Source organism: Vibrio hyugaensis (assembly GCF_002906655.1).
Classification (GTDB): Bacteria; Pseudomonadota; Gammaproteobacteria; order Enterobacterales; family Vibrionaceae; genus Vibrio; species Vibrio hyugaensis.
The window spans coordinates 2,951,482-2,971,578 of record NZ_CP025794.1; the positions used below are offsets into that span (position 1 = coordinate 2,951,482).

The 20,097-nt window shown below is 47.1% G+C and carries 15 protein-coding genes and 1 pseudogene; 8 read left to right on the forward strand and 8 right to left on the reverse strand.

The features are described 5' to 3' along the window. Window positions 1-44 precede the first annotated feature (44 nt). A complete protein-coding gene (locus C1S74_RS14560) occupies window positions 45-962 on the forward strand; it encodes a LysR family transcriptional regulator (RefSeq protein WP_045404072.1) in 918 nt (305 codons plus the stop codon). A 52-nt stretch (window positions 963-1,014) separates the two neighbouring features. On the opposite strand, the gene C1S74_RS14565 is transcribed toward C1S74_RS14560, so the two are convergent. From C1S74_RS14565 to mrdA, 5 genes are all read right to left on the reverse strand, one after another. Beyond that, the gene (locus C1S74_RS14565) at window positions 1,015-2,457 is read right to left on the reverse strand and encodes an amino acid permease (protein WP_045403908.1); all 1,443 of its coding nucleotides are present in this window, start codon (window positions 2,455-2,457) and stop codon (window positions 1,015-1,017) included. 203 nt (window positions 2,458-2,660) lie between these two features. Then, window positions 2,661-3,110, reverse strand: a complete 450-nt coding sequence (locus C1S74_RS14570; protein ID WP_045403909.1) for a beta-galactosidase subunit beta — start codon at window positions 3,108-3,110, stop codon at window positions 2,661-2,663. Window positions 3,111-3,113: 3 nt separating this feature from the next. Next, window positions 3,114-6,212 (reverse strand): beta-galactosidase subunit alpha, encoded by a 3,099-nt coding sequence (gene ebgA, locus C1S74_RS14575; RefSeq protein ID WP_045403911.1) that lies wholly within the window; start codon window positions 6,210-6,212, stop codon window positions 3,114-3,116. 341 nt (window positions 6,213-6,553) lie between these two features. Further along, window positions 6,554-7,540: a transcriptional regulator EbgR gene (ebgR, locus tag C1S74_RS14580; protein ID WP_045403912.1), complete on the reverse strand. Its 987-nt coding sequence runs from the start codon at window positions 7,538-7,540 to the stop codon at window positions 6,554-6,556. A gap of 230 nt (window positions 7,541-7,770) precedes the next feature. Continuing rightward, a complete protein-coding gene (gene mrdA / locus C1S74_RS14585) occupies window positions 7,771-9,669 on the reverse strand; it encodes a penicillin-binding protein 2 (RefSeq protein WP_038879032.1) in 1,899 nt (632 codons plus the stop codon). A 457-nt stretch (window positions 9,670-10,126) separates the two neighbouring features. On the opposite strand from mrdA, the gene galE reads away from it, so the two are divergent. The 4 genes from galE (at window position 10,127) to galM (ending at window position 14,753) form a co-directional block, all read left to right on the forward strand. Next, window positions 10,127-11,146 carry a UDP-glucose 4-epimerase GalE gene (gene galE, locus C1S74_RS14595; protein ID WP_045403914.1) on the forward strand — a complete coding sequence of 340 codons (1,020 nt, stop codon included), beginning with the start codon at window positions 10,127-10,129 and terminating at the stop codon, window positions 11,144-11,146. 95 nt (window positions 11,147-11,241) lie between these two features. Beyond that, window positions 11,242-12,294, forward strand: a complete 1,053-nt coding sequence (locus tag C1S74_RS14600; protein WP_045403916.1) for a UDP-glucose--hexose-1-phosphate uridylyltransferase — start codon at window positions 11,242-11,244, stop codon at window positions 12,292-12,294. A gap of 187 nt (window positions 12,295-12,481) precedes the next feature. Then, window positions 12,482-13,642, forward strand: a complete 1,161-nt coding sequence (gene galK, locus C1S74_RS14605) for a galactokinase (protein WP_045403917.1) — start codon at window positions 12,482-12,484, stop codon at window positions 13,640-13,642. Between the two features lie 52 nt (window positions 13,643-13,694). After that, window positions 13,695-14,753 (forward strand): galactose-1-epimerase, encoded by a 1,059-nt coding sequence (gene galM / locus C1S74_RS14610; protein WP_045403919.1) that lies wholly within the window; start codon window positions 13,695-13,697, stop codon window positions 14,751-14,753. A gap of 181 nt (window positions 14,754-14,934) precedes the next feature. Here galM and C1S74_RS14615 read toward each other — a convergent pair whose 3' ends face one another. Further along, window positions 14,935-15,933 carry a substrate-binding domain-containing protein gene (locus C1S74_RS14615; protein ID WP_039976289.1) on the reverse strand — a complete coding sequence of 333 codons (999 nt, stop codon included), beginning with the start codon at window positions 15,931-15,933 and terminating at the stop codon, window positions 14,935-14,937. A 177-nt stretch (window positions 15,934-16,110) separates the two neighbouring features. Between C1S74_RS14615 and C1S74_RS14620 the strand changes: the two genes are divergently transcribed. Further along, window positions 16,111-16,443 (forward strand): tRNA-binding protein, encoded by a 333-nt coding sequence (locus tag C1S74_RS14620; protein WP_045403920.1) that lies wholly within the window; start codon window positions 16,111-16,113, stop codon window positions 16,441-16,443. Window positions 16,444-16,469: 26 nt separating this feature from the next. After that, window positions 16,470-16,655 (forward strand): annotated as a pseudogene (locus C1S74_RS14625) (outer membrane beta-barrel protein); the annotation flags it as partial. Between the two features lie 38 nt (window positions 16,656-16,693). Here C1S74_RS14625 and C1S74_RS14630 read toward each other — a convergent pair. After that, window positions 16,694-17,245 carry a gamma-glutamylcyclotransferase family protein gene (locus C1S74_RS14630; RefSeq protein ID WP_045403922.1) on the reverse strand — a complete coding sequence of 184 codons (552 nt, stop codon included), beginning with the start codon at window positions 17,243-17,245 and terminating at the stop codon, window positions 16,694-16,696. A gap of 200 nt (window positions 17,246-17,445) precedes the next feature. On the opposite strand from C1S74_RS14630, the gene C1S74_RS14635 reads away from it, so the two are divergent. Beyond that, window positions 17,446-18,630 carry an NnrS family protein gene (locus C1S74_RS14635; RefSeq protein WP_045404075.1) on the forward strand — a complete coding sequence of 395 codons (1,185 nt, stop codon included), beginning with the start codon at window positions 17,446-17,448 and terminating at the stop codon, window positions 18,628-18,630. Window positions 18,631-18,950: 320 nt separating this feature from the next. On the opposite strand, the gene mltC is transcribed toward C1S74_RS14635, so the two are convergent. Beyond that, window positions 18,951-20,063 carry a membrane-bound lytic murein transglycosylase MltC gene (gene mltC, locus C1S74_RS14640; protein ID WP_045403923.1) on the reverse strand — a complete coding sequence of 371 codons (1,113 nt, stop codon included), beginning with the start codon at window positions 20,061-20,063 and terminating at the stop codon, window positions 18,951-18,953. Between the last annotated feature and the right edge of the window lie 34 nt (window positions 20,064-20,097).

Below are 20,097 nucleotides of genomic sequence, written 5' to 3' on the forward strand. Positions count from 1 at the left end.
ATAGTTTTAATTTCATCTATGAATGAAATGGGATGAAGTGTTCTGTGAAAGATGATGTTCAGTGGCGCAATATCGACTTAAATCTATTGGTGACCTTTTCTTACCTATATCGCTATCGCAGTGTGAGCTTGGCGGCCGAGAAAAGCTTTGTCAGTCAGTCTGCCATGAGCCACAGCTTGTCGCGTTTGCGCGTGTTGTTTGATGACCCATTGTTTGAGCGTAAAGGTCATAAGATGGACCCAACGGAGCACGCGCATCATATTGCGCCGACGGTGCATCACTTATTGGATTCGATTGCCAAAGACTTACTGACGAAGTCCGCTTTCTTGCCAGAAAACTACGCCGGCGTGTGCCGTATTGGTTTAACTGATTACGCCGAATTCATCTTCGCGCCATTGCTTTATGATGAAATCCGTAAGCGTGCGCCTGAAGCCCAAATCAGTTTTATTAACGTCAACCGCAGCAATTACGTGGCGATAATGGAACACGATAAGTTAGATGTCATCATCGGCAGTATGCCTGTGCTCGACGATAATTTTGAGAGCCAGTACCTTTACACAGAAAAGCACGTATGTCTGTGTGATAAGCGAGTGTTGAAAGGCGAAACACAATTGTCGATTCACGCTTTTGCCAATATCGAGCAAGCGCTCGTGAGTCCTGATGGCAGCTTGAGTACACAAGTAGACAAAAAGCTTGCCGAACATGGTTTGAGCCGAAAAGTCACCGTTGCTTCACGTAACTTCCTGACGATTCGAAACTTGCTTAAACAGCGAGAGTTGGTTGCGATTGTGCCGGAGAAAATGGCGCAAGCGGAAGGATTCTCGGACGATTTGGTGAGTGTCCAGCCGCCGATTACGGTAGCAGATTTTGATATCGCGATGTTGTGGCATACCAGTCGCAATAACGAGGATAAAGGGATTTGGCTGCGTCTGCTGGTGGCAGAATTGATTACAGGTAATTGAGCTTAAAAGGGCACCACGAGGATGCCCTTTAAGTAACTGGGCTAGAGGTCGTTTATGCTTGAGTTACTGGCTCTTGCGCCTTTTCTTGCGTTGCTTGTTGTTTGATAGCTTGCTTCTTTTCAAAGCGAGAGATCCACCACCAAGCCAGAGCAGAGAAGACGGCAGTCATAAACACGTTGATGAAGAACGCACGTACCAAGTCAACGCCTGTAGGGAATGCCGATGCGGTCATACTCACCACGAAGATTACAATCAGTACAGACACCACACTCATGCCCACTTTGCGTGAACCCATGCGGAAGTCACGCGGTGTATCGTCGTGTTTTAGACGGAACACAAAGTACGCCACCATGATGAAGATTGGCGGTAGCATTGCCGTACCTGCCGTTAGGTTGATCGCTTGGTTCATCATGTCCTGCACGGATTCTGAACCAAAGCCGTTGACGATCAGCATCACCACAACGAACGCAAACTGCCACCATGCTGCACGTACTGGAACACCATGCTCGTTTAGCTCTGTGGTTTTCTCGCCGTACACACCTTTTGGAATTTCAGAGAAGTGAATTTTTACTGGTGCCGCAGTCCACATCATCATTGAACCAAACATCGCGATGAACAAGATGATACCAACGAAGCGTCCAACCAATGCTGTTGAAATGTCGAAGTATTGCGCCATACCAGTAAAGATTTCTACCATGCCGCCTGCATACGTTAAGTCTTCACGCGGAACGAACACGTTCACCAAAAGTGAGCCAATAGCGTACATCGTACCAATCAAGACGCCCGCCATGATGATCACTTTAATAAAGGCTTTTTGGCCGCCTTTTACGTCTTTTAGGTAAGCCGCTGCGGTTTCTGCACCACCTGCTGCTTGGAAGATCCAACACATAATGCCTAGCGTTGCCCAGTTAATGGTTGGGCTCATTGCTTCTAGCGTGATTGGTTCTGCTGGCGTGTAGGTGTCGCCGCCTAATGCCATGAGCGCGCCGAGAACGTAAATACCGAATAGGGCAAACACACCGTAAGCAACCAGCTCAGAAATTTTACCCAACCAAGATGCACCTTTGGTTGAAATGTGGGTCGCAGCTGCGAACAGAACGATCGAAATAATCGATGTCACCATTGGTGAGAAGGTGTATTCGTAACCAAGCATCGCGTAAGACGCGTAAGCAATCACGTTTGGTAGCAGAGACACAAACCAAAATAGGTTCACGAACCAGTATAGGAACGAACCTAGGTAAGCGGCTTTAGAGCCAAGCGGTTGTTTAAGCCAGTCGTACATACCTGACTCAGAGTTTTTGTTCGCCGATACGAACTCAGCAATGATGAATACAAATGGAATGAAGTACACGATCGTCGCTAACAGGAAGATAGGGGCAGAGCTAAGGCCAAGCTCAATGTTGTTGTTCACGATGTTACGGACGTTAAATACCGCCGCAAATGTCATCGACAGCAAGGCGAATTTGCCAATGGTGCCGCGCATAGATTCAGACATAGAGTCCTCCGATGAATCACGTCAATTCCCTTCGTAACTCAGTAATAGTGCTATTGACCGTTTTATCATCCTTGGGCGAATGCTATTCGTAATCGCGTTGGATTGCTGAGGTCTACAACTGATCTGTGATCTGAATTACTTTGGGTTTATTTAATTATTTTGTTGTTAGGCCAGACGCGTTGTCTGGCCTTGCCTGTAAGCCGTTATTTATTTAGGAAATAGCCATCTTCGATGGTCACTTTGAGCACCACTTTTCTTACTCGGTTGTCACCGTGGAAGCGGTACGCTTTATCGTTATCAAAAATTACCACTTGGCCTTCGCAAAGCTCACGAGTCTCACCTTGGCCGGAGAGAAATTCGCGGTCAGTTTCATCTCGATATGCTTGCTCTAGGCGTAAATCGGATTTGTCGGCGAACTCCACTGTTTCGCGACCTTCTAGGTAGTAATGCACGTCGAAGTAGCGGCGGTTACCTTCAAACAGTTCGGTCTGTTTTGTGCCGTCGTCAATCATGTAAACCAGAGAGTCACCAATCGAATACATCACGCCGTCTTTGATGTTGGCGAAGTTCTCAATCGCTTCCACGCAGCGGTTCCATTTACGACCGTCGCGGTACACGACTTTGAATTGTTCTAAGTTGTCTAACACGATCATGGATTACGCCTCGTTTGCTGTTTGAGTATTAGGTTGAGTGAAGAACGCATTGTCGAAATCATGGTGTGCCATGGCTTGTGCACTGCAATCGCCTGCTTGAAGTGGAATCAGTGTTAGGCCATAGCGGAACTCGTCCATGTACACGCGGTATGAATCAAGCACTTCGCTGCCCCATGAGTTTGAGCCCAGTCCCATCACTTGATGGTCAAGGTTGAGTGTGATGTAGCCGCTCTTCTCTAGCTCAATGGTGTGTTGCGCTTCGTGTAGGTTTTGGTTGGTGTAGAACCAAGCGCTGAAGTTGATTTCTTGCTGTGGTTTCACCAACAACCCCGTGCCGTGGCGATTCGTCAGTGATGCCCAACGAACGTGTTGGCGGTTGCCATTGTTTTGTGGGAACGGGTAGTTCTCAAACATGTCGGCTACTGTGCTGTGGTAGACATCAATCAAGTTTGCTTGGCGGCTGTCTTGGTAGTTTTCTTCAGGGCCACGACCGTAGTAACTCACTTGGTCAAAGCTGCCGTTGATGCCCAAATCCAAGCCAATTACAGGGATTACGTGCGGGTAATCGCCATAGCGCTCGCCGCTCAGTTCCACATTCAAATGACCTTGTGCGTTGATTTGGTAGCGGTAGGTACAGCGCATGCCAAAATCGAACACCGGTGGTGCAATGATGTTGGTGGTCGTAATCGAAACCGATTCATCCGTTGCTTCGACTTGTAGCGTGCGGAAGTGCTCTTGCATGATTTGTAAGTGCGCTGGGTGCCACAAACCTTCGTACTCTTGTTTGTGGTTATCAATCATTGGCTTGAAGAAGTTCAATCTAGGTTCTGATTGAATTAGCTCTTCACCATTGACGCGCCAAGAGGTCAGCTTGCCGTTGACTTTGGAGAAAATCAGCGTGAAGTTGTGGCCTTCAATCACGTGCTCTAAGAGGCTTTCTGTCGTGACTAACGCTTGTGCATTGTGGCTAACAAATTCGACTTCGCTTGCTGTGTTCTCTTTCAGTTGGAACTGGTACACCGAGATGTCGTGGTTCGCTTTGCTGTACAAAGTGCGGCTGTCTTTACGCACGGTGAAGTTAATAAAGGCTTCGCGTTCGTCCAGTTCTGGCAGGTTAATTGTGATTTCACGCGCGCTGTTTGCTGCAAGTTCTTCGACCTTAAACTGAACGCTGCGCAGCGTTTCACCTTCCGCTCGTACATCTGCCGTGATGGTGTAATCATCAAGGTTGGTAAACCACAATTTATTCTCTACGGTGAAGGTGTTTGTCGTGCCTTCTACTGCTTGAATTTTCACTGGAGCGATGACTTGTTTGTACTCTTTCAAGCCCGGTCCAGGTGTTTGGTCTGGGTAAATCAAACCATCCATACAGAAGTTGTAGTTGTTCGGGTAGTCGCCGTAGTCGCCGCCGTATTTGTAAAACTCTTGGCCGTTTTCATCACGTGCTAATACGCCGTGATCACACCATTCCCATACGTAGTGACCTTGAATGTGGTCGTGCGCATAGAACACGTTTTGGTATTCCGTTAGACCGCCAGGGCCATTACCCATCGCGTGTGCGTATTCACAAATGATGCGTGGTTTCTCGTGTGGGTGCTCACCAAAGTGATTCATGAGCTGCGCACGTGAGTACATGGTTGAAATCACGTCGACAACTTCTGCATCACGGTCTTCTTCGTAATGCACTAAGCGGGTGCCATCAATCGCTTTGGTTGCGTCGTACATTGCGCGGATATTGCAGCCGTAACCAGACTCGTTACCCAGTGACCACATGATGATGGAAGGGTGGTTCTTTTGGGCGTGAACGTGGCGTTCTGCACGGTCAACAAACACACTTTCCCATGCTGAATCGTTGGTGATGCGGCTTAGATCGCCAACGTTCGCGAAGCCGTGGGTTTCTACGTCTGTTTCTGCCATTACGAACAAGCCGTAAATGTCACACAGTTCGTAGAAGCGTGGGTCGTTAGGGTAGTGCGCGGTGCGAACTGAGTTGATGTTGTGTTGCTTCATCAAGATCAGATCTTTCTCGATGCGCTTCATGCCGACTGCTCGACCTTTTAGGTGGTCGTTATCATGACGGTTTACACCGTGCAGCATCACGTATTGGTTGTTGATGTAGAACAGACCGTCACGCACTTTGATGTCACGGAAGCCAACACGTTGCGGGATCACCTCAATCACATTGCCTTGTGCATCTTTTAACGTGATGAACAGTTGGTAAAGGTATGGATTTTCCGCGGTCCAATGGGTTGGGTTCACCACATCAATGGCAAAGCTTGCTTGGCTGTTGTCTTGGATAGTCAGTGCATCACATTGGCCATTTGCAATCACAGTTCCTCTGTCTTGGAGTGTGTATTCCAGCGTGTAACCGGACGCAACTGCAGTAGACAGGTTTTCTAGCTCAACTTGGCAGCTTAAAGTGGCACTTTGGTAATCGTCGGCGAAATCAGTACGAACAGTCAGATCTTGGACGTGAACGTGCTCTTTCCCGACAAGGTAAACATCACGGAAGATACCCGCCGTCCACCACATGTCTTGGTCTTCAATGTAAGTCGAATCTGCCCATTGCATGACGCGCACAGACAATAAGTTCTCGCCTTTTTGAACGTAAGAAGAAATGTCGAACTCAGCGGTTAAGCGACTGCCTTTGCTAAAGCCAACGTAATGACCGTTTACGTAAACTTCGAAGTAAGTTTCAACGCCATCAAATTTGATGATGGTTTGTTTGTTGTCCCATTGTTGGCCAAGCGTGAAAGTGCGTTGGTATGCGCCAGTTGGGTTGTCGGTTGGGACAAACGGTACGTCGATAGGAAATGGGAAACCTTCGTCAGTGTATTGAAGGTCACCGTGGCCTTCCATTTGCCACATGTTTGGAACGGTAATGCGTCCCCAATCTTCCATTTTTTGAGAGTAAAACGCTTCAGGCACCAAAAGCGGGTTAGTGAAGTAGTTGAATGTCCATTGACCACTCAGCAGTTTAAAGCGGCTGCTCAGCTCGCGTTGGAATGTTTGTGCGTTTTTAACTGAATCGTATGAGAAGAAGTAAGCACGTGGTGCCATACGGTTCTCATGTAGGTGAAGGAAGTTTTCCCAGTTGTTCACGTTTGTTCTCCCCTCGGCTTCGCTTGGTCATTTCGGCGCGGTATCGTCAGCGTCGAATCTGCCCAAAAGAAATGCAGCCGATGTATTGTGAAAAGACTTATGAGTTATCTGGGAAAGATATTAGTAAAAGTTTTACTAAAATAAATTAGTGAAAACGTTTAACTTTAACTTGATCACGTTTTAAATAGCGATCGGTGAGCAAGATGTGATCAGCATAAAGGAATAGCATCCCAAGCTTATTTGCTGGGTAAAACGAGTAAAAAATGACGGGAATTTAGATAAGGGAAATAAAAAAGCACTGAGGATTCAGTGCTTTATAAAATAAGAATGAAGAGGGAGAACTACTTAGTCGTGCCGCGCAGTTTGAGTTTGCTTGGTACGTGAACTTGCAATGGTAGCGCACGACCATCGCGGTATTTTTCTACCAATAAGTTTACCCCTTGTATGCCCATCATCTCTGAGTGAATTCGTACAGTAGAGAGCGGTGGGAAGGTAAATCGCGCGGTTGGAATGTCATTCACACTGATAAGAGCAATGTCTTGTGGAATGTTCAAACCGAACTCATGAATGGCTCGTAAAACCCCAATCGCAATCGAGTCTGATGCGATAAAGAGTGCCGTCGGAAAGTCGCCTGTTGCCAACATCGCTTTGGCTAAGTCGTAACCCGATAAGCTAGAAAAATCGCCACGGTAAATGTCATTCTCTGACACGACACCTTTTAGGTTGCCGTATTCCACAAACGCGTTTTCGCGAATGTCCGCGGTGTTTGGTTCGTCTTGTCCACCAATAAATCCAATGCGCTGGTAACCTTGTTCGACGAAGAAGTCGACTACTTGCTTACTGATGCGAGCAAGATCGATATCAACGCTGTCGTACATGCTGTCGCTGTCTGAGAAGTCGATATAACAAATGCTGTCTGCGAGGCGCTTAGGTAGTTTATTGATGATCGCTTTATCGGTTTTACCAACCAAAAGGATGCCGGTGATCTTTTGTGTTTCGACATCAATTTCGCTGTTGTAGCAATTGGTTAGCGTAATGCCCAATCTATCACATTGGGTTTCAATCCCGTGACGAATAGACAGGTAGTAGGGGTCATTCACCTCTGCTTCTTGCTTGTAGTTATACAAAGCTAAAAAGTGATGTTTTTGTTTGGCCTCTTTCGTGGCCTTTTTTGAACTGCTGGTGCGGTATTCCAACTTTTCAGCAATTTCTAAGATGCGGTGTTTGGTTTCTTCTTTTACGCTCAGAGTCGGATCGTCATTCAACACGCGTGATACGGTTGCAAGTGAGACGCCCGCTTCTGTAGCGATATCTTTTAGTGTTGCCATGTTCACTTCCCGTTGGCAAAGCTCACTGTCCCAGTGAGATAAGCAATAATCCCACCATTGTAAACAGCTACTTATGGATGCACAAATTTTTAGTAAAACTGTGCGAGTGGGTGAAATAAAGTGATTACATGGAAAAGAGAAACAAAAGCCCGAGCGACTATGACTCTCCGGTCGGGCTTTGTTGTTCACTATTGCTACTTAACATGAGTGGCAAGGCGATAAGGTTAAACCTAAGACTTTTTACCTTTGGTTTTATCTGGTTCGACAAGCAAGTGGTCAAATACATGGCGAATGAACGGTGCCCCGACTTTTGAACCACCGTTCCCGTGCTCAATCACAACTGTCGCCACGTATTTTGGATGGTCATACGGAGCAAACGCAGTGAACAACGCGTGGTCAAGCAGGTGGTTAGCGAGCTTTTTCGAGTTATAGACCTCATCTTTGCGCAGGCCAAATACCTGGGCGGTACCGGATTTGCCACCACTGCTGTATTCCGCGCCTTTAAATGCGCGGCGACCAGAGCCATGTGCGCCATTGTTTACCAAGCGCATCGCATTGATTGGAATGTCCCAGTATTTATCTGGCACACCTTCAATTGGTGGTAGATCTTTCGGTGCGACTTCGACTTGGTTTTCAAAATCTTCGCCGTGCTCAATCACCGCTCTTAGCAGATGTGGTGCTTTCATCTCACCATGATTGATAAGGAATGAAGTGGCTTTGGCGATCTGCATCGGAGTGGCTGTCCAGTAACCTTGCCCAATACCAATCGGCACGGTATCCCCTTGATACCAAGGCGTACGGTGACGGGCAATTTTCCATTCTCGTGTCGGCATGTTGGCACTGCTCTCTTCATAGATATCGATACCGGTTGGCAATCCGAAGCCGAATTTGTTCATCCATTTAGAGATGCGGTCAATACCCAAATCAAATGCCGTTTGGTAGAAGAAGGAGTCAACCGATTCCTCGATTGCCTTGGTAACATCCACGTTGCCGTGACCCCAACGTTTCCAATCTCGCCAAGCTTTTGAATTCGGTTTTGAACCTGGAATACGCCAAGAACCGTGATCGTTACGCACTGTACTTGGCGTGATCACATGTTCTTCAAGCCCAGCGACAGCCATAAAGGGTTTGACGGTTGATGCGGGTGGATAGACACCTAGCGTGGTTCGGTTTACGAGCGGGTGGGCTGGATCGTTCAACAATGCGCTGTAGGCTTTGCTTGAAATGCCGTTCACAAATGGGTTTGGGTCATAGCTTGGGCTAGATGCCATCGCAAGGACGCTATTATCTCTTGGATCGAGTACAACAGCGCTGCCCTGACGATTATCCAATTGCTGATAAACATACTCTTGTAGTTCGATATCGAGGTTTAAAACGATGTCTTTCCCTGCAATTGGCGGCACGTACTTAATGGTACGAATCACGCGCCCGCGACTGTTTACTTCTACTTCTTCATAGCCTTTGGTGCCATGCAAAATGTCTTCGTAGTAACGCTCCACGCCCAGTTTTCCGATGTTCTGAGTCGCTTGGTAGTTTTGTGCTTTGCCTTCTTTGTCTAAGCGTCGTAGATCGCGGTCATTAATATGAGAAACATAGCCTAGGACGTGTGTTAATTCCTTCCCGTAAGGGTAGTAACGTTTAAGATCCGCAGTTACAAATACACCATCAAATTCATGTTGATGCACCGAAAAACGCGCAACTTGTTTGTCGTTGAGTTCGTTCAAGATGGTGACAGAACGAAAACGGCGAGTGTGCTTGTAGCGTTTTTTGAATGACTCAATTTGTTCTGGTGTGATGTCGATGTAATGAGCGAGTTTTTCAAGCAAAGCATCGGGGTCGCCTGCTTGCTCAGGGATCATATCGAGGTTGTAAACTGGGCGGTTTTCAGCAATCAAAACGCCATTGCGGTCATAGATAAGACCGCGAGTGGGCGCGATAGGAAGAATCTTAATGCGATTGTCATTAGAGCGAGTTTGGTAATCTTTGAAATGATTAACTTGCAAGTTGTAGAGGTTCGCGACCAATCCTCCCAGCAAAATAACCATGCCGAGAAAGGCAACGACGGCACGGTTTTTAAATAACCTTACTTCTTGATTGTGATCTCGAAATTCGTTTCGCTTGCGTAGCATGAGGGCCCTTCAGATTTGTTTTTATTCTCAGCATGCCCCGATAAAAGGAAAAAGACGCAGATTTGAGTCTTGTTACAAAAGGTTACATTTGGGGGCGGGGCTACTGTAGCGGGCTTTATCTCTTGCTTTGTAAGAGCAATGTCAGGTATCGATTGCGGAAAATCATCTTTCTTGTTTGCGTGAATCACCGTGTTTTCCTTATATTGTGTAAACGTTTATACATGTAAGTATCATAAATCTTTCCCACTTTTCTGCTCTAACTCAGTTTCCTTTATTTTTATTGATTTTAAATCGTGATGTAATTTTGTGGAAACGTTTACACTATTTTGAGTTTGATCACGGATCTGGATCGGTTTTGATTGGTAGACTTTTAGCCAGTTAAGAGATGAGCGAATTTGCTTGGTGAGCAGGCTCAACCAATTTCCAAGCATCGAGCAGCAAAAGTGGAGAAGCAAAAGTGAAAGTTCTTGTCACAGGCGGTATGGGGTACATCGGCAGCCACACATGTGTCCAGATGATTGAAGCAGGTATGGAGCCAATCATTGTCGACAACTTGTGTAATGCCAAAGTGGAAGTGTTAAGCCGCATTGAAGCGCTAACCGGTAAGCAGCCGGCTTTCTACCAAGGCGACATTCGTGATGAAGCCTTTTTGGACTCAGTATTTGCCAAGCATGACATTCAGGCTGTGATTCACTTTGCTGGCCTTAAAGCGGTGGGCGAATCTGTCGCGAAACCATTGGAATACTACGACAACAATGTGAATGGCTCATTGGTGTTGGCGCGCAGCATGCGTAAAGCGGGCGTGAAAAGCATTGTATTTAGCTCATCGGCAACGGTTTACGGCGATCCTGACATTGTGCCGATTACGGAAGACTCTCCAACGGGGGCTACCACTAATCCATACGGTCGCAGCAAGTACATGGTGGAAGAGTGCTTGAGCGATTTGTTCAACGCAGAAAATGATTGGAGCGTGACGTTGCTGCGCTACTTCAACCCAGTTGGTGCGCATCCATCGGGCACTATGGGTGAAGACCCTCAGGGCATCCCAAACAACTTGATGCCGTTTATCGCGCAAGTGGCAGTAGGCCGCCGCGAAAAACTGTCGGTATTTGGCAATGACTACCCTACACCAGATGGCACGGGTGTGCGTGATTACATCCACGTGATGGACTTGGCAGACGGCCATATCGCAGCGCTGAAATCGGTAGGTGAAAAAGCCGGTTTGCACATTTACAACCTAGGCACGGGCAAAGGCTCTAGCGTGCTTGAAATGGTAGAAGCGTTCGCAACGGCTTGCGGCAATCCAGTGCCTTACGAGCTTTGTCCTCGTCGCCCAGGTGACATTGCAGAATGCTGGGCAAGTACAGATAAAGCGGAGCGAGACCTAGGTTGGAAAGCGACGCGCAGTGTTGCGGAAATGACGGCAGATACGTGGAACTGGCAGTCAAACAACCCGCAAGGTTATTCCCCTGCGTAATTGAAGCTGCAGCGTTGTTGATTGACCGCCTAGCTGCAACTCCAATTTCATTGGGGAATGCAGATGAAAGAAATTTTAAAAGTTGAGTAAGTAAGATGTCGAATGTTGAATTTAACCCAGTGGATCACCCACACCGTCGTTATAACCCACTAACGGGTCAGTGGATTTTGGTGTCACCGCATCGTGCAAAACGTCCTTGGAGTGGCGCTGATGAGAAGCCTGCGATTGATGAGTTACCAAGCTACGACGAGAAGTGTTTCCTTTGCCCAACCAACGAGCGTATTTCTGGTGATGTAAACCCAGATTACCAAGGCACGTACGTGTTCCAAAATGACTTCGCAGCACTGATGGTGGACTCTCCAGATGCTCCTGAGTCAGATAACCCACTGTTCAAAACGCAAGGTGTGCGTGGTTTGAGCCGAGTGATTTGTTTCTCGCCTGATCACAGCAAAACCTTGCCTGAGCTACCGGTCGACAAAATCCGTGGCGTGATTGACACGTGGAATGATCAAATCGAAGAGCTGGGTAAAGACTACGTTTGGGTTCAAGCATTTGAGAACAAGGGTGAGACCATGGGTTGTTCTCAGCCTCACCCGCACGGTCAAATCTGGGCAAACAGCTTCTTGCCAAACGAAATCGAGCGCAAAGAACAAAACTTAAAAGTCTACTACCAAGAGCATGGCAGCAACTTGCTGGTGGATTACGTGCAAGCTGAACTTAAAGACGGTTCACGCACAGTGGTTGAGACCGAACACTGGGCTGCTGTTGTTCCTTACTGGGCGGCGTGGCCATTCGAAACCATGCTACTTCCTAAAACGCACATTCGTCGAATGAGTGAGCTAACCGATGAGCAACGTGATGACCTTGCGGTTGCAATCAAAAAGCTAACCAGCCGTTACGACAACCTATTCCAATGCTCTTTCCCTTACTCAATGGGCTGGCATTACGCGCCGTTCTTTGAAGAAGGCACCGATATCGACCATTGGCAACTGCACGCGTTGTTCTACCCACCACTGCTGCGTAGTGCAACGGTTCGTAAGTTCATGGTTGGCTATGAAATGCTGGCAGAAAGCCAACGCGACTTAACCGCAGAACAAGCGGCGCAGCGTCTGCGTGACGTAAGCGACGTGCATTACAAAGAGCAATAACCTCTGTCATATTTGAAGCTGCAGCGTTGTTGACTGCACAAATTCCCCCTAATCACATAGAGAATCTATGCTCATAGGGTTGAATTCGTTTGTCGCCTAGCTGCAACTCCAACTATTTAAGAGGTGCGATTATCGTGGCTTGAGATTTGAGCTGCTATTTAAGAATACAACAGTTTGAGAGTTACCTATGTCTGATCTAATCCAAAACGTAAAAACTTCTTTTGCACAGGTGCTGGGTTACGCCCCAAGTCATATTATTCAAGCGCCTGGTCGTGTAAACCTGATTGGTGAGCACACTGATTACAACGACGGTTTTGTACTGCCATGTGCGATCAACTACCAAACCGTTGTGGCGGCAGCGAAGCGTGAAGACAACCTAGTGCGCGTGGTTTCTGTGGATTACGGCAACGCCGTGGATGAGTTCGACATCACGCAAGAAATCACCTTCCAACAAGACAAAATGTGGGCGAACTACATTCGCGGTGTGGTGAAGTGTCTGCTTGCTCGTGGTTACCAATTCTCTGGTGCGGATATTTCTGTTAGCGGTAACGTCCCTCAAGGTGCGGGTTTAAGCTCGTCTGCAGCGTTGGAAGTCGTGATCGGTCAAACGTTCAAAGTGTTGTTCAATCTAGAAATCAGCCAAGCGGAAATCGCACTAAATGGGCAGCAAGCAGAGAACGAATTCGTCGGTTGTAACTGCGGCATTATGGACCAAATGATTTCGGCAGAAGGTCGTGCAAACCACGCTATGCTATTGGACTGCCGTAGTCTAGAAACTGAAGCTGTATCGATGCCTGAAGATATGGCCGTGGTGATCATCAACTCAAACAAAAAACGTGGCTTGGTCGACAGCGAATACAACACGCGTCGTGAGCAGTGTGAAGAAGCCGCGCGTATCTTCGGTGTGAAAGCACTGCGCGATGTGACGATTGAGCAGTTTAACGAGAAAGTGTCCGAGCTGGATGAAATGGTCGCAAGACGCGCTCGTCACGTGATCACAGAAAACGATCGCACGGTAGAAGCGGCGCAAGCACTTCGCGCACACGACATGAAGCGTATGGGTGAACTGATGGCTGAGTCTCATGCTTCCATGCGTGATGATTTCGAAATCACAGTCAAAGAAATCGATACGTTAGTTGAGATGGTGAAAGAAGTGATTGGCGAGCAAGGTGGTGTGCGCATGACGGGCGGTGGCTTTGGTGGTTGTATCGTTGCAATGGTACCGCCAGCATTGGTTGACGAGGTGAAAGCAACGGTAGAAGCGAAGTACCAAGCAGCAACGGGTCTAAAAGAATCCATCTACGTGTGCCAAGCGAAAAACGGCGCTGGTTTAGTCGAAGTGCTTTAAGTGAAAAATTGCTTTAAGTTCAAAGTGCTTTAAGACGCAGTAGGAGCGAGATATGACTGAGCCATTAACTATCACGATGACACAGCAGGCCGCCTTTGATGGCGCGCCTGCCAACGTTGTCGAACTGAAAAATAACACAGGCATGAGCGTTACCTTTATGGATATTGGCGCGACATGGCTGAGTTGTCGTTTACCTTTGGCGAATGGGGAGTTGCGTGATGTGCTTCTCGGAGTGGGGACGATGGGGAGTTTTATGCAGCAACAGTGTTACATGGGTGTCACTGTTGGTCGCTACGCAAACCGCATCGCCAATGGTCTTTTTGAAGTGAATGGCGAAGTATTTCAAGTGTCTACTAACCAAGCGGGCAACTGTCTGCATGGTGGTGAAGAAGGTTTTGATAAACGTCGTTGGAAGATTGAGTCTCACTCGAATCAGCAAGTGACGTTCTCTTTGTTGTCTGAAGATGGCGACCAAGGTTTTCCGGGTAATCTAGAAGTGCAAGTGACGTATACGCTGACTGATGATAACCAAGTGAGCATTGCGTACTTCGCTAAGACAGATAAAGCAACACCGATCAACTTGACCAACCATGCTTACTTTAATTTGTTGGGGGCAGAAGCGGACTTAGATTGTCGCTCGCATCGCTTAACCATCGTTGCAAGCCAATACTTACCAACCACTGAGGTCGGTATTCCGCTTGGTGAATTGCAAGACGTGAAAGGCACTGGGTTTGACTTTAGAAGTGAAAAACCAGTTTCAGAGCACTTCTTACAAGATGAACAACAGATGGCTGCCAAAGGGTATGACCATAGCTACCTATTTGATGCTCATCGTGATGTATCAAAACCGGTTGCGCTGGTGGTTTCTCCTGATGAAAAAGTGCACCTGTCAGTGGTGACAAACAAGCCTGCGATGCAATTGTACACGGGCAACTGGTTAGCTGGCGCACCAAATCGCCGTGGCGGTGAATATAACGATTACGCGGGTCTGGCGTTAGAAACGCAGTTTTTACCAGATTCGCCAAACCATGCTGAGTGGGCGCAGCCAAGCTGTATTCTTGAGCCTGAACAAGAGTACCGCTTCTGCACCACTTATCAGTTTGCTTTCTAGTTAAACTGAGCATTTTCGTGCTTTTGGGTTACCGTAGGCTTTTTGCTCACAGTAGGTCAAAAGCTCATCGAAGTTGGCAAAATAACGCTCTCTACAAACACCCCAAAAAGAAAAAGCTCTGTCACTTCGGTGGCAGAGCTTTTACTTTTTAACCTTTCTTGGCACTGACTCGCGCGATATCTTAAAGACGATCCACCGAGTTACGGCGAACTAAAGTCGGGCTAAATATGATGGTGTCATCTTCCACTTGCTCATCACGTGATAACGCTAGCGCCAAACGCGCGGCACGCTCTGCCATCATTTCGATTGGGTAACGAATCGTGGTCAAACTTGGATTGACGAAGCGAGCAATTAAGCCATCGTCGAAGCCAACCATGGACACTTTTTCTGGTACGTCGATACCATTTTGGTCTAACGCCGCCAGCGCACCTGCTGCCATGTAGTCGTTGTACGCAACCACGCCAGTGATTGCGAGTGATTTGGTTAGCAGGTTGGTCATGGCTGTTTCGCCACCGTCACTGTTTGGCTCGCCATATTCGACATAGCTTTTTGATAGCTCGATATCGTGATCTTTCAGTGCCGCTTGGTAACCTTGTAAACGCTCGTCGGTATCTTCGATGTCATGGGATGAGGCGATACAAGCGATCTTGGTGTGACCATGACGAATCAAATATTCCGTCGCTAAGTACGCGCCCTTAAGGTTATCAAGAGAGATGCAACGCTCTGCCAATTCTGGGATATGGCGATTGATCAACACCATACCTTTGACTTCTTTGGCGTAACCAATCAGTTCTTCATCTGATAGACCTTTAGAGTGAATCACAATGGCTTCACAACGGCTGTTGATCAGAAGTTCTAGCGCTTGGCGTTCGTCTTCTGGGTTGTGGTAGCCATTACCAATCAGAATGTGTTTGCCGTTTTCACGCGCCACGTTATCTACCGACTTCACCAGTGTGCCGAAGAACGGGTCTGAGACATCACCCACAAGCACGCCCATGGTGTTGGTACTTTGGCTGACGAGTGCACGCGCCGCTGCGTTTGGACGGTAGCCCAGTTTGCTCATTGCTTGCGTCACTGCGTCGATAGAAGATTGGCTTGCTTTCGGTGATTTATTGATCACGCGAGAGACGGTCGCGACCGATACGCCGGCTTCTTTCGCGACATCCTTGATTGTTGCCATGAGGGACCTTTCGTGGGCTAAATAACGTTAATTGGAGTATTAAACACCCATTGTGTAATAAGTGCAATTTGAACCAATGTTTGCTTTCCAAAATGCGATCTTTACCACTTGTAATTATTAGGCTTACTGATAGTGTAAACGTTATCTTTTTAGTAAACTTTTACTGAGGTTTTAATTATGGACACTATTGCTTACGCAGACTTTGCAAAGTTAGAAATTCGCACCGGAAAAATCATTGAAGTGGCTCGTCACGAGAACGCAGACAAGCTGTACATTGTGCAGATCGATATCGGTGAGAAAACATTGCAAACCGTCACCAGCTTGGTGCCTTACTACACAGAAGAAGAGTTGATGGGCAAACAAGTGGTGGTGCTGTGTAACCTCGCGAAAGCCAAGATGCGTGGTGAAACCTCAGAGTGCATGTTGCTGTGTGCTGAAACCGATGATGAATCAGAAAGTGTTCTGCTAACGCCTGAACGTGCAATTCCTGCTGGTGTGAGAATCGTTTAGTATCTAAATCAAACCTTTCACACCTCAATGTTAAAACTGATGGTAGCGATGTTGGTTTCAACTACGGCGCAGAAATTGGCTATGAGTTCGCTTCAGGTCTAGTTATTTCTGGCGGTTACCGTGTGTCTACAGTAACGATCGATGTTGAAGGCGGTGGTGATATCGACTTCGATTTCGACAGCCTGTACGCTGGTGTTGATTATAAGCTCTAATCTCGCATAAGCAGAATATGAATAGCAAAAGGGAGCCACTAGGCTCCCTTTTTAATTAGGCTATCAATCAACTCATAATGATGATCTTGTACGCCCGCTAAGTTGCCATATTTTGGCTGGTGGCGATCGTTTTCTTTAGCATGATGCCAACCAACGGTATGGTGGACGAAGTGCTCAGCAAAGGCGTGAGACACTTCCAAGCATCCAGCGAGAACCGTATCAACATAGCTTTGCATGATGGGACTGAGCGAGCAGGGTGGTAAAGGATCGTTTTTCACATAAACCCAAATGCTGTGCTTTGAGTTAAAAGTGGCTTCTGTTTCAATCTGATCAGGACGGATTTGAATGCGATGGTAGCCACGCTCGCGTCGGTCAAAATCCGCTAGCGCTTGATCGTCGACTTCAAGCAGCACGCCATTGACTTGCCCTTCGCCTTCATTCACAACCAAGGGTGACAAGATATAGCTGTCGTCAACTTTGCCCCAATAGCGCACCAGCCCATGAGCGATGACAGGGATGGCTTCTCCCGTTTGACCCGTTAACTTGCGCGAGGCGGCATTGATTAAACTACCGTAGCCAAATATATACATCTCGATTGCTTCCCTTACTTCGACGAAATCACAGTTATCCGTTATACCTAAACACTACCAACCAAGCAACGCGTGAAGCACAGGTTTTACCTCGAAAGGGTAGTTTGATTTTATAACATGTATTTTTTATGCATGTTTGTGTTAATATCGAACGCGTAGAATTTTTGAATGGTATCAAATGGGTACTTAAGGGCATCACAATGCTGAATATCACCGATAAAAAAGTGGAAGAAAAAATCCCTGCATGGCTGCGATTAGGGTTTAGACCATTTTTCCTGTTTGGCTCTATTTACGCCATCATCGCGATTGCGGTATGGGTATGGATGTTTCAAACCGGGCAGCCAAGTGCGTTGAGCGTTCCGGCGTTGTGGTGGCACGTGCATGAAATGTTGTTTGGTTTTTCAATGGCGATAGTGGTGGGCTTTGTGCTGACTGCGGTGCAAAACTGGACTGGCATTAATGGCACTAAACATTACACCTTGTTAGCGATATTTACCTTATGGCTTGCACCGAGAATACTGCTTTGGACACCCGCACCACTTTGGTTAACCAGCAGTATTGAAGCGCTATTTTTGCTGTTTGTGGCTTATGAGGTGGGTATTCGTGTTTACCGCGCGAAAGGTTGGCGTAATCTGTTTTTTGTGCCGTTATTCTTGCTCGCTATCTTCGCCAACTTTGCCAGTTACGCAACGGTGAAAGGCATGCCGCCATTTACCTCATCAGCGGTATGGCAAGCGATGCTTTGGTGGTTCACCTTATTGCTTTCGGTTATGGGGGGACGTGTGATTCCTTTCTTCACCGCTCGCCGTTTTAACTTCGAAAAAGCGCAACCCTTAATGTGGCTAGATTGGTTAGCGAACATACCTTTGGTCATGTTGTTCGTATTGAGCTTCTTCCCCGTGACGTTTGCAGAACTTGGTCAGACATTGATGCTGTTCGCAGGCGTGGCGCAGTTGGTTCGATTCCTGCGCTGGAAGCCTTGGCTGACACTCAGCGAGCCGTTGGTCTGGTCGTTACATGCGGCTTATTTGTGTCTGCCTTTAAGTCTGATTCTACGTGGCAGTTGGGATAATGCGTTTGCGAGCCACAACTTAATTCATTTGTTTGCTATCGGCGCGTTGGGTGGATTGATCCTAGCGATGATTGCTCGAGTGACCATGGGGCACACAGGTCGCATGATTTACAAAGGCCCGAACATGAGTATTGCCTTTGCAGCGATCTTTTTAGCGGCGTTGGTGAGAAGTCTCTGTGTGATATTTGACCCAGCGAACATGTTACTTTGGATAGATATTAGCGGTGGCTTGTGGATCGTTGCCTTCGGGTTGTTTGTATGGCGATTTGGCATGATGTTGATTACGCCTCGAGCGGATGGACACCCAGGTTAATACGCAACCAAATCAGATCAATTTAAGGGCAAGGCGGCTTGCTGAGCTCTTTTTATTTGAGTTTGGTTCAGTAATTGCCCCATTTCTAGTAAGGAAATTGTTAGGAATGTGAAAAACGTTGAATTTCAAAGTGGGATTTAAGCGTGCTAGAAATCTTGGAGTCCGCTACTCTGTAGGTGTTATTGCTCGTATGCACATGAGTGATTAACTAGCCAATTGACGTTTCAGACCTATAGGTGTCTTTCGTGTAATTACATGGCCGCTTAGCTCTCTCCCTCCGTGGAGCTAAGCGGCGTTTTTCGTTTAACGGCTAGTAAAATTTAGATATTGCCTTCGCTAAAGTCTTTCTGGAAGTAGAGTACCTTTTGCAGATAGCGTCTTGCCTCGCCTTTCGGGTGCTGAGTGGTCAATGCATCATAAACCTGAGTTGGTTTGAGGCTATTCAGTTCATTCATAGCCCGCTTTCTATCGCTATCAAACGTTGAAAGCACGCCACCTGTGCCACCGTTGTAAGCGGAAATCATACTAAAGTGTTTCGAAGTAGGATGTTTTACATCTCGTAGGTAGCGATTCTTCAAGATATAGAAATACGCAGCTCCGGTATCAATGTTATTGGCAGGATCGAACAAGTACTCTTTGGTCGGAATGCCCGGTTTGTTTTTCACTAAATTAAACACATCTGCCCCCGCTGTTTTGGGGATCACTTGCATCAAGCCGTAAGCACCAGCATGGGAAACCGCATAAGGGTTAAAGCTACTTTCGGTTTTGATCACGGCGAAGATCAGGTCTTCTGGCAATCCATACCGCTTGGCAGCATCGCGAATCAAGCCTGCATATTGATACTCACGTTGCTCTAGGTGATCTTTCACCATATTGATTTCGACATAGTAAGCACTGCCACGTTTGATGGCTTTCTTTTGTAGCTTATTCTCGATCAGGTAATCCGAATAACGGTTAGCACGCCATTCCCACTCTATTGGCTTACCATCTTGATCAAGCACTTGGCCAAGCAAGAAGGGTTTTCCACGCAGAACCGCTTCTTTGTCACTAAACAATTCTGCATGAGCTGGATCGGCAGGCATGACTAGTGTCTGAACGATGGCTTTTTGCAGCTTCTCTGTTGGTTGGTACTGAGAAATCGTCGAAACATAAATCTTACCCGTTTCGAAGTCGATGTGTGCACGAGTGTTGTAACCATCAAGGTACTTCACGTAACGGTGTTTACCTGCTTCAACAAACTCATCTTCACCCCAGCGATCTTTGGCTTTTTGAGCAATGTAAGCCAGTAACTGTTTGATGTTGTCTTCATTCGATGCACTTGGCGGTTTTACATAGGGAGGAACGTAGTCATCACATGCGCATGGTGGTGTTTCTTCGGGAGCTACAGAACAACCACCGAGAAGGAGTAAGCTCAGGATTAGCGATTTCTTCATCGGATACCGATTAAATTAGAGGTGAGGGCAATTG